A 17,571-nucleotide genomic window follows, 5' to 3' on the forward strand; every position below is an offset into this window, starting at 1 on the left:
TACCGATCACCCATTCCTTCGTGAAGAGCGCGAGGAGTCCTCATGCCTTGCCGTAGCGGTTGTCGATGAAGTCGAAGAGGTCGTCGTCCGAGGCGTGCTGGAGCTGGTCCTGCACATCCCCGTCACCGTTCTGCCCCTGGAGGTTGTGCCAGGTCGAGGTCAAAGCCTTGAGTCGACCGCTGACCTCGTCGTGGAAGCCCACGTCGGCCGCCTGGGAGTCGAAGTACTCGGCGGTCAGTGCCGACAGGGAGTTCTCCAGGCGGCTGAGCTCGTCCAAGATGGACGGTCCGAAGGCGTCGGCGTCACCGGACAGTCGCGTGTGGAGGTATCCGGCGAGGTCGGCCGGTGTCGGATAGTCGAAGACAAGCGCCGCCGGCAACGACAGGCCGGACACCGCGGCCATCCGGTTGCGCAGTTCGACCGCGGTCAGCGAATCGAAGCCGAGGGAACGGAAGGCGGCTCCCTCATCGATCTTCCCCGCGTTTGCGTGCCCCAGCACCGTCGCGGCCTGTTCCCGCACCATCGACAGCACCATCGATGGTCCCTTGCCGGGCGGAGCCTGCCGCAGATCCAGCAGCCAGGGGGAATCGCCGTTCACCGCGTCGGCTGCCACCACCGCCTTGGCCTCCGGGAGCTCGGCCAGCCACTGCCCGCCGAGGCCGAGTTCCGTCACCCGGCCCCAGTCCACATCGGCGACCGCGACGTACCCGTCGTCCACGGCATGTTCCAGCGCCATCACCGCCACCGCCGGATCCATCCCGCCCACGCCCACCCTCCGATGGAGGGACTGCACCAGTTCGGAATCGGCCAGGCCCGCGCCGGCCCAGGCGCCCCACGCCATCGACACCATGGGCGCGCCCTGCGCCCGCCGCATCTGCGCATAGGCGTCCAGGAACCCGTTGGCCGCGGCGTAGTTGCCCTGCCCCGGCGAACCCAGCAACGCCGCCGCCGAGGAGAACAGTACGAACGCGTGCAGGCCCATGTCCGCGGTGAGCTCGTCCAGGGCGAGTACGGCGTCGACCTTCGGCGCGGCCACCGCCTCCAGCCGCTGCGGCGTCAGTGAACCGAGCACACCGTCGTCCAGAACACCCGCCGTGTGCACAACGGCCGTCAGCGGGAATTCCTCCGGAATCGCGGCCAGGACCTCAGCCATCGCCAGACGGTCAGCTACGTCGCCGGCCGCCACCTGGACTCCGACCCCCGACGCCGACAACTCCGCCGCCAGTTCCTGCGCACCGGGCGCGTCCGCGCCCCGGCGACTCACCAGCACCAGATGCTCCGCACCACGCTCGACCAGCCAGCGCGACACCCGTGCACCCAGCGCACCCGTTCCGCCGGTCACCAGGACCGTTCCGGACGGCCGCCAGCCCTGGCCCGGCGCGACCTGGGCACGCCGCAACCGCATCCCGTACACGCCGCCGGAACGCACCGCGACCTGGTTCTCGCCATCGCCGCCGGCCAGCACCGAACAACATCGTTGCCACAACAGCTCATCCAGCGCCCCTGCGGGAAGATCAATCAATCCGGCCCAACCGCCAGGCTGCTCGGAACCGATCACGCGGCCCAGTCCCCACACCTGCCCCTGCCAGGCATTGACCACCGGATCACTCTCACCCACACTCACCGCACCCCGGGTCAGCACCCACAACGGCACCGAACTCCATGCCTGAGCCACCGCGAGCAACTGCGCCGCACATTCACGGCCCTCACCGGCCACCACCACCGCACCGGCCAACGACCCGGCCTCCGGCAACTCCCGCCCATCGACCTGATCAAGATCAACCCGTACGACCTCGGCACCCGCCCCGGTCAGGAGGGCCGCCAGGTCGTCACCGGCACCCGCGGCCGCCAGCACCGCCCACACACCATCAAGTCGGCCATCAGACCTTTCCGGCAGCGACGACCACCCCACCCGGTACCGCCACCGGTCCACCGCCGAACGCGCCTGCCGCTGCCGCAGCGATGCCAGAACCGGCAGCACCGCCGAAGCGTCCTCGCGCTCCACCGCCTCCCAGAACTCGGCGTCCAGACCGTCAGTCACGCTCGCAGCGCGCTGCTGTGACGCCTCACGCCAGAAGCGCTCGCGCTGGAACGCGTACGTCGGCAACGACACCACCGGGTTGCCCGACCGGGTTCCGAGCAGCGCGGTCCAGTCCACTGCGGAGCCATGGACATGCACCCCGGCCACCGCGGTCAGCAGGGTTTCCGGTTCGTCCCGCTCCGCCCGCATGGCGGGCAGCCACACTCCGCTGTCCACGGTGGCCATGGCACTCAACGTCCCGGCCGGCCCGGCCTCCAGGAAGAGATCCGCACCGTGTTCACGCAGCTTGAGAACCGTGTCGTGGTACCGCACCGTGCCCCGCACATGCCGTACCCAGTAGGACGGATCTGTCACATCCGCATCTGGGATACCCGACACGACAGGGATCCGTGGCACATGCCAGGTCACCTGCTCCAGCACCCGTGCGAACGGATCCAGCATCGGTTCCATCAACGGCGAATGGAACGCGTGACTGACCCGCAGCCGCGGCGCCTTCCCGCCGTGGTCCCGCCACCGCTGAGCCAGCTCCTCCACGAGGCTCTCCGTACCGGAGATCACCGTGGACTCCGGGCCGTTGACCGCGGCCAGACCCACGGTGGTGTGCTCGCCGATCAGCTCCAGCGCCTCGGCCTCACTCGCCGAGAGCGCCACCATCGCGCCACCGGACGGCAGCTCCTGCATCAGCCGACCCCGCGCCACGACCACCGCAGCCGCATCGGCCAGATCCCACACACCCGCCACGTACGCGGCACTCAACTCACCGATGGAATGACCGGCCACCCACTCCGGTACGACACCCCACGAAGCCGTCAGCCGATACAGAGCCACCTGCACCGCGAACAAACCAGCCTGCGTATAGAGAGTTTCGTCCAACAGATCCGGCTCGCTGTCGATCACCTCGCGGATCGGACGCGGCAGACGCCGATCCAGCTCCGTACACACCTCGTCAAAGGCTTCAGCGAACACCGGGAACGCGGCGGCCAACCCCGCGCCCATACCAGGACGTTGACTGCCCTGGCCGGAGAACACCAGCGCCAATCGATCCGACCCCGGCGATCCGGTCACCGCCCCAGCACCTGGCCGGCCCTCGGCCACCGCGTGCACACCGTCCACCAACGTCTGCCGGTCGCGGCCCAGCACCACGGCCCGATGCTCGAACACCGACCGGCCCGTGGCCAACGCCCGGCCGACCAGCACCGGATCGATCTCCGGCTGGTCAGCGACCCACTGACCGAGTCGGACAGCCTGCGCCCGCAACGCCTCCGGCGACTTGGCCGACAGCAGCCACGGCACCACTCCGCCCCGGATGTCATCCGGTTCCACCGCGGAGGCGGACTCGGGTTCTTCGAGGATCAGATGCGCATTCGTGCCGGAGATACCGAACGATGACACTCCGGCCCGGCGCGGATGACCGTTCACCTGCCAGGGCACCGGTTCGGTCAACAACTGCACCGCTCCGGCCGACCAGTCGACGTGCGACGACGGCGCAGTCACATGCAAGGTACGCGGCAACAGACCGTGCCGCATCGCCAGGACCATCTTGATGATCCCGGCCACCCCGGCGGCAGCCTGGGTATGACCGATGTTGGACTTCACCGATCCCAGCCACAACGGCCGTTCTTCCGGCCGGTCCTGACCGTACGTAGCCAGCAACGCCTGCGCCTCGATCGGATCACCCAGCCGAGTCCCGGTGCCATGGGCCTCGACCACATCGACCTCGGCCGGAGACAGCCGCGCACTCGCCAGCGCCGCCCGGATCACCCGCTGCTGCGAAGGACCGTTCGGCGCCGTCAGACCATTCGACGCACCATCCTGATTCACCGCACTGCCACGCAGCACCGCCAAGACCTGGTGCCCGTGTCGGCGGGCGTCGGACAGCCTTTCCAGCACCAGGACCCCGGCGCCTTCGCCCCAGCTCGTTCCGTCCGCGGCTTCGGAGAAGGCTTTGCACCGGCCGTCGGCAGCCAATCCGCCCTGCCGGGAGAACTCCACGAACACTTCCGGTGTGGACATCACCGTCACCCCACCGGCCAGCGCCATCGAGCACTCACCCGATCGCAGCGCCTGCGCGGCCAGGTGCACCGTCACCAACGACGACGAACACGCGGTGTCCACGGTCACCGCCGGGCCTTCCAGGCCGAGCGCGTACGACACCCGGCCCGTGAGAACACTCCCGTAGTTGCCGGTGCCGTTGAATCCGTCGCTGTCGCCCGGATTCAACGCCGTCTGAGTCGCGTAGTCGTGATACATCAACCCGAGATACACACCGGTCGCACTGCCACGCAGCGAATCCGGCACGATCCCCGCCCGCTCCAGCGCCTCCCATGCCGTCTCCAGCACGAGCCGCTGCTGCGGATCCATCGCCACGGCCTCACGTGGCGAGATACCGAAGAATTCCGCGTCGAATTCCGCCGCGTCCACCAGGAATCCGCCATGGCGGGTGTAGGAGGTTCCCGGGCGATTCCGATCGGGGTCATACAGTCCGGCCACATCCCACCCGCGGTCGGCCGGGAATTCGGTCACTCCCTCGGAACCGGCGGCCAGCAACTCCCACAGCGCTTCGGGGGAAGTCACTCCACCGGGGTAACGGCACCCCATCCCCACGATCGCGATCGGCTCGTCCAGCGCGCCGACCGCCGTGCTCCTGAGCGCGGGAGCAGCGTCCGCCTGCTCACCCAGTACCCCGGCCAGTACGAACCCGGCCAGCAGCCGCGATGTCGGATAGTCGAAGGCCATCGTGGCCGGCAGGCGTAGCCCGGTCACGGTGGTGAGCCGGTTGCGCAGCTCCACCGCGGTCAGCGAATCGAAGCCCACATCACGGAAGGTCGCATCGGCGTCGACCCGAACGGCCGAGGTGTGTCCCAGGACGGTGGCCGCTTGAGCACGCACCAGTTCCAGCACCGCCGAGGGGCGCTCCTCGATCGGCAGTGCGGCGAGCCGGGCGGCAAGGTCATTCTCACCAGCCGCGGTGGCCGCGGACCGGCGCCCCGGGCCACCGGTCAACCCGCTCAGCAACGACGAGACGGCTCCGGCCGCTCGCATGGTGGCCAGATCCAGCCGCGCCGCCACCACCAACGACCGTTCCATCCGCACCGCCGCGTCGAACAGCGTCAGCCCCTGCTCGTTCGACAGCGCCCGAATTCCGGCCCGGGCCCACCGGGCCAGATCCGCGTCGCCCAGGCGCCCGGTCATCCCGGAGCCCTGTTCCCACAATCCCCACGCCAGTGAGTGCCCGGCCAGCCCCGCCGACCTCCGCTGGTGCATCAGTGCGTCCAGCGCGGCGTTCGCCGCCGCGTAACTCCCCTGCCCCGCCGAACCGAGCGTGGCCGCCACGGAGGAATACACCACGAACATGCCCAGATCCTGATCCCGGGTCAGCTCGTGCAGATGCCAGGCCGCGTCCACCTTCGCCCGCAGCACCACGGCCAGCCGCTCCGGGGTCAACGACTCCACCGTCGCGTCGTCCAGCACACCAGCCGCATGCACCACACCCGACACCGCATGGCCGGCAAGCACCGCCGCCACAGCGTCACGATCAGACACATCACACGCCTGGATCGACACCCGCGCACCCAGCTCATCCAGCTCAACGGCCAACTCATCCGCGCCCGGAGCATCCACGCCCCGGCGGGACAGCAGCAACAGGTCGCGCACGCCGTAGGCGGTGACCAGATGCCGGGCCAGCAGCGCACCCAGCACCCCGGTACCCCCGGTGATGACCACGGTGCCCTCAGCGACCCGATCCGGCACCGCTTGTCCGGCACCGATGGCTCGCACCAGACGCCGCATACACAACACGCCTGCGCGCAGGGCAATTTCCGTCTCGTCGGTGTGCACCACGGGGGGCAGAACAGCCTCAAGGTCTGCGTCGGCGTCGAGGTCCAGAAGAACGAACCGCCCCGGGTGCTCGGATTGCGCGGAACGCACCAGGCCGGACACCGCCGCAGCAGCCACATCGCTGCCATCAGCGGCGCCCCGGGTGAGCAGCACCAGCCGCGAGTCGACCGTGCCCGGCTCGGCCAGCCACTCCTGCAGCCACATCAGCACCGTGGCCGTCACCGTCTGCACCGACTCAAGATCATCGCTGGACGGGACCTGGGCGACCACCACGGCGGGCAGTTCGCCCTCGACCTGGCCGTGCCAAGCCCACTCCACCGCGGTGGTCTCCGGGTCGGCCACGGGGATCCAGTCCACGCCGAACAGGGAGCGGACCGCCCGTCCTCGCCCGGACGCGTCCGGGGCGGTGGTGATCGGCCGCAGCCGCAGGGAGTCCGCGCTGAACACCGGCTGCCCGGCCGGATCGAACGCCTCGACGCCGACCCCGCCGTCCTCCTGGTGGGACAGCCTCACTCGTAGCACCGACGCACCGGTGGCGTGCAGCCGGACGCCGGTCCACGCGAACGGCAGCCTCACCCCGTCCCCGCTGGGCTGCGCCGTCAAGCCGATCGGGTGCAGGGCCGCGTCCAGCAGCGCCGGATGCACCCCGAAGCCGTCCACCTCGGTCCGCTCGGCCAGAGCCACCTCGGCGAACAGGTCCGCGCCGGACTGCCATACTCCACGAAGCCCTTGGAACGCCGGTCCATAGCCGTAGCCGTCCTCGGCCAGGCGCTCATAGGCACCGTCCACCGGCACCGGCCGCGCACCTGCCGGGGGCCATTCCCCCGGCAACTCCGGCGACGGCGCCGACTCCGTACTCAGCACACCGTCGGCGTGCTGAGCCCACTCATCGTCATCGTCGGTACGCGAGAAGACGCCGACCGCCCGGCGACCGTCCTCGTCGGGCTCGGCGACCCGGATCTGTACCCGTACCCCACCCTGCTCCGACAACAGCAAGGGAGCCTGCAACGTCAGTTCGTCGACCACCGTGCAGCCGACGCGGTCACCGGCGTGCACCGCCAGATCCACGAACGCCGTTCCCGGCAGCACCACCGATCCGAGCACGGCGTGGTCGGCCAGCCAGGGGTAGGTGGCCAGCGACAACCGGCCGGTCAGCACCACCATGTCGCCACCGGCCAGCGCCACTTCCGCGCCGAGCAGTCGATGCCCGGGCTCGCCCTGCCCCAGTGCCCGAACGTCCCCGGGCCGCACTCCGGCGAGCGCAGGCCAGTACCGCTCCCTCTGGAAGGCGTACGTCGGCAGGGGCACCGACCGACCGCCGTCGGCGCCCAGCAAGGAGGCCCAGTCCACGTCGGCGCCGTGCGCGTGCGCCCCGGCCAGCGCGGACAGTGCCGTTTCGGGCTCGTCGCGTTCGGGCCGCAGCGCGGGAAGCCACACGCCACTGTCCGCAGTGGCCATCGCGCTCAACGTCCCGGCCGGACCCGCCTCCAGGAAGAGGTCCGCACCCTGGTCCCGCAGCTTGAGGACCGTGTCGTGGTACCGCACCGTGTCACGGACGTGCCGCACCCAGTAGGCCGGGTCCGTCACATCCGCGTCCGGGGTTCCGGACACCACGGGGAACTGAGGCTCCCGCCAGGACACACCTTCCAGAACCTGCGCGAACGAAGCCAACATCGGTTCCATCAACGGCGAATGGAACGCGTGACTCACCCGCAGCCGCCGCGCCTTACCACCCTGATCCCGCCACCGCTGGGCCAGCTCCAGGACCGCATCCTCGTCACCGGAAATCACGGTCGAGGCCGGACCGTTCACCGCGGCCAGACCCACGGTGGTGTGCTCGCCGATCAGCTCCAGCGCCTCCGCCTCACCCGCCGAGAGCGCCACCATCGCACCGCCGGTGGGCAGGTCCTGCATCAGTCGGCCTCGCGCTGTGACCACAGCGGCCGCATCCGGCAGATCCCACACGCCCGCCACGTACGCGGCACTGAGCTCACCGATCGAATGCCCGGCCACCCACTCCGGTACGACACCCCACGAAGCCGTCAGCCGATACAGGGCCACCTGCACCGCGAACAAACCAGCCTGCGTATAGAGAGTTTCACCCAGCAGATCCGGCTCACCATCGATCACCTCACGGATCGGACGCGGCAAATGCCGATCCAACTCCGTACACACCTCGTCAAAGGCTTCAGCGAACACCGGAAACGCGGCGGCCAACCCCGCACCCATACCAGGTCGTTGGCTACCCTGACCGGAAAACACCACCGCCAGCCGCCCGGAACCGGGCGAGCCGGTCACCACGCCCGCACTCGGACGGTCTTCGGCAAACGCCTGCAAGCTCTCCAGCAGCGTGTGCCGGTCCTGGCCCAGCGCCACCGCCCGATGCTCGAACACCGAACGTGTCGTGGTCAACGCGCGACCGACCGCCACCAGATCGGTTTCCGGGTGTTCGGCGGTCCACCTGGCCAGCCGAGACGCCTGATCCCGCAAGGCTTGCGGCGACCTGGCGGAAAGCAGCCACGGCACCACGCCCACCGCAGGGGTCTCATCCGATTCGGTCACCGATACCGATACCGATACCGATACCGATACCGGTTCGGGTTCGGGTTCGGGTTCGGGCTCCTCGATGATCACATGGGCGTTCGTGCCGGAGATGCCGAACGACGACACCCCGGCCCGTCGCGGACGGCCATCGGCCTGCCACAGCACCGGCTCCGTCAGCAACTGCACGGCACCGGACGTCCAGTCCACCTGCGAGGACGGCGCGTCCACGTTCAAGGTGCGCGGCAACACATCGTGGTGCATGGCGAGCACCATCTTGATCACCCCGGCTACCCCGGCGGCAGCCTGGGTATGACCGATGTTGGACTTCACCGACCCCAGCCACAACGGCCGTTCTTCCGGCCGGTCCTGACCGTACGTAGCCAGCAACGCCTGCGCCTCGATCGGATCACCCAATCGGGTCCCCGTGCCATGCGCCTCCACCACATCAACCTCGGCCGGAGACAGCCGGGCACTCGCCAGCGCCGCTCGAATCACCCGCTGCTGCGAAGGACCGTTCGGAGCCGTCAGACCGTTCGACGCACCATCCTGATTCACGGCACTGCCACGCAGCACCGCCAAGACCTGATGGCCATGGCGCCGCGCATCGGACAACCGCTCAAGAACCAGAATCCCGGCGCCCTCGCCCCAACCGGTCCCATCCGCGGCATCCGCGAACGGCTTGCACCGGCCATCAGCGGCCAGACCGCCCTGGCGGGAGAACTCCACGAACATGTCCGGAGTGGACATCACCGTGACACCGCCGGCCAGCGCCATCGAGCACTCACCGGCACGCAACGCCTGCGCGGCCAGATGCGCCGCCACGAGAGAGGAGGAACACGCGGTGTCCACCGTTACCGCCGGGCCTTCGAGGCCCAGTGTGTAGGCGACTCGCCCCGAAGCCACACTCACCGCGTTGCCGGTCAGCACATGTCCGTCGACCTCGTCCGAACCGGACGCCAGCACCGAGCCGTAGTCGGATCCTCCGACACCCACATAGACGCCGGTGTCCGAACCACGCAGTGATTCCGGGACGATCCCGGCCCGCTCCAACGCCTCCCAGGCTGTTTCCAGCACCAGTCGCTGCTGCGGATCCATCGCCGTCGCCTCACGCGGGCTGATCCCGAAGAACTCCGGATCGAACATTCCCGCATCGGCCAGGAAAGTGCCGTGCCGGGCGTACGAGGTACCCGGGCGAAGCCGATCCGGGTCGTACAGGCCCTCCACATCCCAGCCACGGTCAACCGGGAACTCCGACACCCCTTCCCCGTCGGCGGCCAGCAACTCCCACAGCGCCTCCGGCGAATCCACCCCGCCCGGGAAACGACACCCCATGCCCACGATCGCGATCGGCTCATCCGCCGCCGAGGCCGCACCGGCCGGTGTCCGATCCGACTCGGACACTCCTGTCAGGCGGCGGTGCAGATACGCGGCCAGCCGCGCGGGGGTCGGATAGTCGAACAGCACGGTGGCCGGTAGATCCAGAGCAGCGGCCACGATGAGCCGGTTCCGCAGCTCCACGGCCATGTAGGAGTCCGAGCCCTGTTCCCGGAAACTCCGATCGGCGTCGACGTCCGGTGCTCCACCGTGACCGAGCACCGCGGCCGCGTGTGTACGGACCAGTTCGAGCAGGTACGACTCGCCGGCGGCCACGCCAGGCGCGGCAACGACTCCGGTACGACCGCGCCGACGCTCGTCGCGGTGGGGACCGTCCACAACGGTGTCGCGCAGGTCGCTGCTCAGGTCGGCGACCACGATGCTCGGGTCATCGTGTTCAACGGCGCTGACCAGCGCCTCGATCTGCCGGGCGGTGTCGGTGGGACGCATCCCGTCGACCGACGGCATGTCCTCGTCGTGCCATGCCACGGCGTTGCCCGGCAGTGAGTTCGCCCGGCGCAGCCGGATCAGCGCCTCGGCGTGGCCATTCGAGTCCGGGTCCAGGCCCAGTTGGGCACTCGCCCGCGACACCACCACGAACGCGGACAACTCGCGGTCGGCACTCTGCTCGTGCAGACGCCGGAGAGCCTCGGGGTCGGGTGTGCCATCAGGTTCCGGCAGGTACAGGACTGCTGTGAGGTCCGGGTCGGCGGGCAGGTCACCGCCTCGGACGACCCGCGCACCGCCACCCTCCAACCAGCGGACCAGCGCTTCGGCCGACCGGCCGGTGCCACCACCGGCCAGCAGTACGGTGCCGGAGGGACGCCAGCGGCGCCGCGGCGCCGCACTCGGAACCGGCGCCGTCCGTACCCGCCAGGCGAACACCCCGGTGGAACGGAGGGCCAAGCGGTCCTCACCGTACTCACCGGACAGAACGGCACGCAGCCTGCGCGAGGTCGTCGCGTCCCACACCGAAGGGAGTTCGAGACGGCCGCCGACACCGCCCGGAGCCGACGGCCGATCCCAGTACTCCGTTCCCGACGACTCCCGGGGGTCATCGGCTGCGCCGGTCGTCACGGACCACACCGGAACGCCGGACACCATGCCGGCGGAAACGTCAGGGGGCAGGAAAGACACCACACCGGCGACCGGCCCCATGCCAGCGAAGGCGGTCTCCGGACGGGCCGGGTCCACCCGTACGAGCAAGGACTCGTCCCGGTCGTCCGCGAGCGCGGCGACCACCTGGCCGACCGCGTCCTCCTCGTCCTCCTCCGAGCGGTCGGCCGGCACCGCCACGACCCATCGGCCGGTCAGTGTCCGGTCCAGTACGGGGCCGATCGGCGCCCAGCAGACCTCGTACCGCAACGCGTCGAGTTCGGTGCCCGGAGACGTGTCACGGCCGGGAGCCACGGCGGGTGCATCCGGCAGCCAGTACGGCTTCCGCTGGAACGCATACGTCGGCAGGTCCATGACGCGGCCCGCTTCACCGAGCTGCGTCGTCCAGTCCACCGGCACGCCCGCGACATGGACACCGGCCAGCGACCGCAGCCACCGGCCCCGACCGCCGTCATCACGACGCAACGTACCGGTGACAGCCAGATCCTCGCCGGCCTGCTCGACCGCCATCGCCAGCACCGGATGCGTACTCACCTCGACAAAGGTGCGATGCCCGGCCTCCACCAGCGACTCGATCACCTCGGCGAAACGCACCTGCTCACGCAGATTCCGGTACCAATACCCGCCATCAAGCCCCGCGGTATCGACGAGCGCAGCCTCAAGGGTGGAATGGAACGGCACCTCACTACTCGTCGGCTCCAGCCCAGCCAGATCGGCCGCCAACCGCGCCTCGACCGCCTCAACCTGCGACGAATGCGACGCATAATCCACCGCAATCCGCCGGACACCGTCATCGGCATACCTGGCTACAAACTCGTCACACGCTTCCGCAGCACCCGAGACCACCACCTGCGACGGACCATTCACCGCAGCCACCGACAACTCAGGCCACGGAGCGATCCACTCCTCAACCTGGGCCAGGGACGCCCGGACCGACACCATCCCGCCGGAACCCGCCAGCGACACAATGGCCTGGCTACGCAACGCCACCACCCGCGCCGCATCCACCAACGACAGACCACCAGACGCCGTCGCAGCGGCGATCTCACCCTGCGAATGACCCACCACCACAGCAGGCGACACACCCGCCGAACGCCACAAACCCGCCAGCGACACCATCACCGCCCACGACACCGGCTGCACCACATCAACCCGCGCCAACAACCCAGCATCACCAAGAGCATCGCGCAACGACCAGTCCACGAACGGCTCCAACGCCGCCGCACACCGCTCCATCCACTCCCCGAACACCGGCTCCGAGTCCCACAACTCCAGACCCATACCGATCCACTGCGCACCCTGACCAGGGAACACAAACACCGGACCCAGCCCGGCCGGTGCCGCCATACCCCGCACCACCGCTGTGGATGTCTCAAAGTCCTGCAACCCGGCGACGAACCCGGCCGCGTCGTCGGCGACCACCACGGCACGATGCTCGAACACCGACCGGCTCGTCACCAACGCACGGCCCACGGCCACCGGATCGGTCTCCGGCCGCGCAGCAGCCCATTGCCCCAGCCGGACGGCCTGCTCCCGCAACGCCTCCGCCGACTTCGCCGACAACAACCACGGAGCCGCCCCACCGGCCGGGATGTCCTCCGGCTCCACCGGTCCTTCAGCACTGTCGATGCCGGTCGTTTCGCTCACCACGACGTGGCAGTTGGTACCGCCCATGCCGAACGAACTCACCCCGGCCACCAGTGGCCGCCCGGTATCGGGCCACGCGCCGGTCTCCGTCTGTACGCGCAGGTTCAGGTCCGTCAGCGAGATCTGCGGATTCGGCTCGCGGAAGTTCAGGCTCGGCGGGATCCGGCGATGCCTGATCGCCAGCACCACCTTCAGCAGGCCGGCGATCCCGGCCGCCGATTCCAGGTGGCCGATGTTCGTCTTGACCGATCCGACGCGCAGGGGCCCCTGTGCACGCCGTGGCTCTCCCAGCGCGGCGCCCAGCGCGGTCGCCTCGACCGGGTCACCGACCCGGGTGCCGGTCCCGTGCAGTTCGACGTACTGCACGTCGGCCGGGGTCACACCGGCGTGCTCGTGCGCACGCCGGATGACTTCCTCCTGCGCGGCGGCGCTGGGAACCGTCAGCCCGTCGCTCACCCCGTCGTTGTTGACCGCGCTCCCGCGAATCAGGCAGTACACCCGGTCGCCGTCGGCCAGCGCCTGCCGCAGCGGCTTGAGTACGACCACGGCGCCGCCCTCACCGCGGACGAATCCGTTGGCCCTGGCGTCGAAGGTGAAACAACGGCCATCGGGCGACAACCCGCCGAACCTCGACAGCTCGACCGCGGCGTGCGGGCTGAAATTGAGGATCACCCCGCCGACGATCGCGCTGGAACACTCCCCACGGCGCAGGCTTTCACAGGCGAGATGCACGGCGACCAGTGAGGACGACTGCGCGGTGTCCACGGTGATGCTCGGGCCGCTCAGCCCGAGCGTGTAGGACACTCGGTTGGCGATCATTCCGCGCTGCACACCGGTGGTGCTGTGTGCGGTGATCGCATCCAGCCCGCGGCGGTGCAGGAGGGCCGCGTAGTCGTCCTTGTTGGCACCGGCGAACATACCGACGCCGGCGCCCCGCACCTGGTCCGGGACGATCCCGGCGTCTTCCAGCGCCTCCCAGCTCAGTTCGAGCATCAGCCGCTGCTGCGGGTCGATCGCGGCGGCCTCGCGTGGCGAGATCCCGAAGAACGCCGCGTCGAACAGGTCGATGCCCTCCAGGTAGCCTCCGAACCCCGTGCCGGCGGCGTCGGGGCCCGGGCCGTCGGCGGCGTCCCAGCGAGTGGCGGGAGTCGTCGAGATCGCGTCCACGCCGTCGCGCAGCAGAGTCCAGAAGGCCGCCGGGTTCGCGGCGTGCGGCAATCGGCACGACACACCGACAACGGCGATCGGGCCCCGGTCCAAAGAGGATTCAGTCATCAGAGTTCTCTCGGGTAGCACTCGTGACAAGGGGACACGGCAGCGGCCGGCGGCACGGGCCGGGCCTGCCATCGGAGAATCGCTCGGAACGCCTAGCCGCGATCCATCGGCACATCGAATCGCTCGTAGTAGAACGTGAACCGCTCACGCAGTTCGTTCTTGTCGAGCCCGAAGTCCTCCATGGTGAAGCGCTGTTTGCTGCGGTGCCCGTCCGCTCTCGCGGTGAAGGCCCGGATGGCTTCCATGGCGGTGTCGTCCGGTTCGTGGCCCACCGCCGAGGATATTCGGGTCACCGTGCCGATCGGATCACTGACCAGCTCACGGAAGGCGACGTCGACGAACCGGTTCCCGTTCGCGATCCCCGCGGCGCTGTCGCGGTAGTCCACCATCGAACGCAGGGCCCGCTCGATGTAGTCGGCGCACAACTGGCCGATACGGTGCAGATCGGGGTTCCGCAGCAGCATTCCCGTCGAGAACGTGCTCAGTGCGGCGAGAGAGACCAGAGAGGAGATCGGGTCGCGGTGGGTCTGCACCACCGTGGCGTCGTCGAACACCGACATCAAGGGGCGCAGCATCTCCAGGTGCGTGGGCGTTTTGAGCAGCCAGCGGCCGCCGTCGGGCCGATCGGCCTGCATGGCCTGGAGGTACTGCCGGAGCAGCCGGTACCCTCCGGAGTGGTCGGCGCCGGTGTACCACCGTGTGTATTCCGGGAAATAGCCGAAGCCGAACTGCAGCGACACGTGCGCGGCGTCCAGCAGCGGCATTTCCTCCTCGGGCTCGTCATTGCCTATCTCATGGCTGTCCACGAATCCGGGGAACGTCCAGGACATGGCGCGCACGAACCGTTCGCCCGCCCGTATACGCGGGTCGGGCCCGCTGCCGCGCGAGGTGCCGCCGGCCGGGATCGGCTCCAGGGATTCCCAGAAAGGCATGTGGTGCCAGGCGTGGTCCCGTGCCATCGTCCGATGCAGAAAGGTGGTGCCGCTTCGGGGCATGCCCACCACGAACAGCGGTGCGGTGACCGGTTTCTTGAACAATTCGGGCTGCTGGGCCGCGAGTTCGGTCAACCGCAGCCGGTGGACCATCGGCTGGGTGAGGAGTCGGCGGACCATCAGGCGGCCGAAAACGCTGAGGTCGACCTCCTGATTGGCCGAGCGGCACAGAATCTCCAGCGGTTCCTCGAAAGGAGCGAGATCACCGAAATCCGACAGTCCGGTGCTGGCTCGGGCCCGGGCGGCGAGTTCGGCGGGCTCGACGGGCCACAGCCGGGTTCCGATCGGATCGAGCACTCGGTTGATCGATCGGATCGGCCACGGCAGCCGGTATCCGCCGATGGGTTGGGCTTTCATCGGCGAAGAACTGCTCTTCGTCGCATCCGAACGCATGGACCTCAACTGCCTTTCGGGCCGTCATCTGCGGAGAGCCGGGGAAGCTTGATGAGAGGAGCGAAGGCCGGATCGCCCCGCGGAAACCGGGCGCCGCCGGGCGCGTGGAAACTCGGCGTGCGCGGACCGCACGCCGTGGTGAACTGACTCGATCTCCGGCCGGTGCCAGTGCCCCTCACGGCACTAGAAACCGTCTTGCTCGCGAGCCGCCCTCCCGCCGTGGGACAGCGGTGCCGCGTGGGCGGGATCGCGCTTCGATGCGGTCGTCGTCGCGGACATCGCGGGCTCCCGTCCTTATTACGTTCCGGTCTCGGGCCAGTATTACGCGCGGTCAGCCTCACCCTTGGGGTGCGAGTGAGAAACCTGTTGCCTCGCGCGGTATGAACCCACGCGTCGGACGGGTACCGCGTGGGATGGACACGGAGATCCGGCCGCGGTCAGCGGGCAGCCGGAGGGGATGAGCCCGCCGGAAACTCCGCCGGGGCGGTTGAGCAGGGGCGATCGCGAGCGTGTCGACACCGGCGCCACGGTCCGGAAGGCGGAATTCGATGCGCGCGGCCACCGGGTCCCGACCCGCGTACTGCCCGGATCGTCCGTCAGCCCCGTTGCTCCCCGGGGGAAGAGGACCGCGCGGGATACGGGACACGCGGTTGCCGCCGTCGTTTCCGCAGGCAGGGACCGGTGGGGGAATAATGCGTTACATCCACCAATGTGCCCCTGCGGACGGGATGGAATGAGGACTGGACACGGCAAGACGCCTCGGCCCCGGCGGGGCGGGCGGACGGGCGGGGCCGGCAGCGCCGCCACCGACCGGCTGCTCCGTACTCTGCTGCGCCGGGGCAAAAAGCCGCTCAGCGCCGACGATGTGACGGTCACCGACCCTCCCGAGGTGCGCAGGGCGGTGTCCGCGGCGGCCCTCGGCAACACCATGGAGTGGTTCGACTTCGGTGTGTACGCCTATTTGGCGGGCACGCTCGGCAAGGTCTTCTTCCCGTCGAGTTCGCCCGCCACTCAGGTGGTCTCCACCTTCGCCACCTTCGCCGCGGCCTTCCTCGTGCGCCCGCTGGGCGGGCTGGTGTTCGGCCCGCTCGGCGACCGTATCGGCCGTAAGCGGGTGCTCGCGGCCACCATGATCATGATGGCGATCAGCACGTTCGCCGTAGGACTGCTGCCCGGATACGCCACCGTCGGTCTGGCCGCTCCCCTCCTGCTGCTCGCCTGCCGTCTGGTACAGGGCTTCTCCACCGGCGGCGAGTACGCGGGCGCCACCACGTACATCGCCGAGTACGCTCCCGACAAACGGCGCGGTTTCCTGGGCAGTTGGCTCGACTTCGGCACCTTCGTCGGCTACTCGCTCGGCTCCGGCATCGTCACCCTCCTGACGGCTCTCCTCGGGGACGACGGCATGGTGCAGTGGGGCTGGCGGCTGCCGTTCCTGGTCGCCGGGCCGCTCGGTCTCATCGGCCTCTACATGCGGCTACGGCTGGAGGAGACCCCCGCCTTCCAGCAGGCGGCCGAACAGGCCGAACAGGCGAGACAGCAACCCGGCGCCGAGGACCCCACCGAGGAGGCCCGGCAGTCCGGCAAGGGACGGCTCAAGGAGATCTTCACCCGGCACTGGGAAGCCGTCCTGATCTGCATGGGACTGGTGCTGCTCTACAACGTCACCAACTACATGGTGACCTCCTACCTGCCCACGTTCATGACCGAGACCCTCGGCGAGGACGCCCTCACCGCCCAGTTACTGATCCTGGGCACCATGATCGTGGTGGTGCTCACCATCACCACCGTGGGCTGCACCTCCGACCGCTGGGGCCGTCGGCCCGTGTTCATGGCGGGCAGCATCGCGCTGATCGCGCTCGCCGCGCCCGCGATCCTGCTCATCAGGGCCGGCGGCATCCTGCTGCCCGCCCTCGGCTGTCTCATCCTCGGTCTGCTGCTGGTGTGTTTCGCCGGAACGTCCGCCTCGACCCTGCCCGCGCTCTTTCCCACCCGGCTGCGCTACGGGGCCCTGTCCATCTCCTTCAACATCTCCGTCTCCCTCTTCGGCGGCACCACCCCGCTGATCGTCTCCAGCCTGGTCGAGGCGACGGGCAGCACGATGGTCCCGGCCTACTACCTGATGGCAGCCGGTGTGGTCGGACTGATCGCCACCTTCTTCCTGCACGAGACGGCGGGCAAGCCGCTGAGGGGCTCCGGCCCGATGGTCGAGAACGAGGAACAGGCCCAGGAACTGGTGGCCCGCAGCCGGACCGAGGCCGGCCGGCGGGCCAGGGACGTATGGATCCGCGTACGGCACCCATGGGCCCACCACCACATCCACGATGACCACGACGGCCGCTGACGAGGTGG

Annotated in this window: 3 protein-coding genes; 1 reads left to right on the forward strand and 2 read right to left on the reverse strand. The window is 69.3% G+C overall.

Translation table 11 applies throughout. The features are described 5' to 3' along the window. Nucleotides 1-40: 40 nt before the first annotated feature. Nucleotides 41-13,834, reverse strand: coding sequence for a type I polyketide synthase (locus ACIO3P_RS01665; RefSeq protein ID WP_401849830.1), 13,794 nt, complete (start codon nucleotides 13,832-13,834; stop codon nucleotides 41-43). A 92-nt stretch (nucleotides 13,835-13,926) separates the two neighbouring features. Beyond that, nucleotides 13,927-15,219: a sulfotransferase family protein gene (locus tag ACIO3P_RS01670; protein WP_401849831.1), complete on the reverse strand. Its 1,293-nt coding sequence runs from the start codon at nucleotides 15,217-15,219 to the stop codon at nucleotides 13,927-13,929. Nucleotides 15,220-16,033: 814 nt separating this feature from the next. Here ACIO3P_RS01670 and proP point away from each other — a divergent pair. Then, nucleotides 16,034-17,563 carry a glycine betaine/L-proline transporter ProP gene (proP, locus tag ACIO3P_RS01675; RefSeq protein ID WP_401850190.1) on the forward strand — a complete coding sequence of 510 codons (1,530 nt, stop codon included), beginning with the start codon at nucleotides 16,034-16,036 and terminating at the stop codon, nucleotides 17,561-17,563. The last annotated feature ends 8 nt before the right edge of the window (nucleotides 17,564-17,571 follow it).

The sequence above is a fragment of the Streptomyces sp. NPDC087310 genome (genome assembly GCF_044744405.1).
GTDB lineage: Bacteria > Actinomycetota > Actinomycetes > Streptomycetales > Streptomycetaceae > Streptomyces.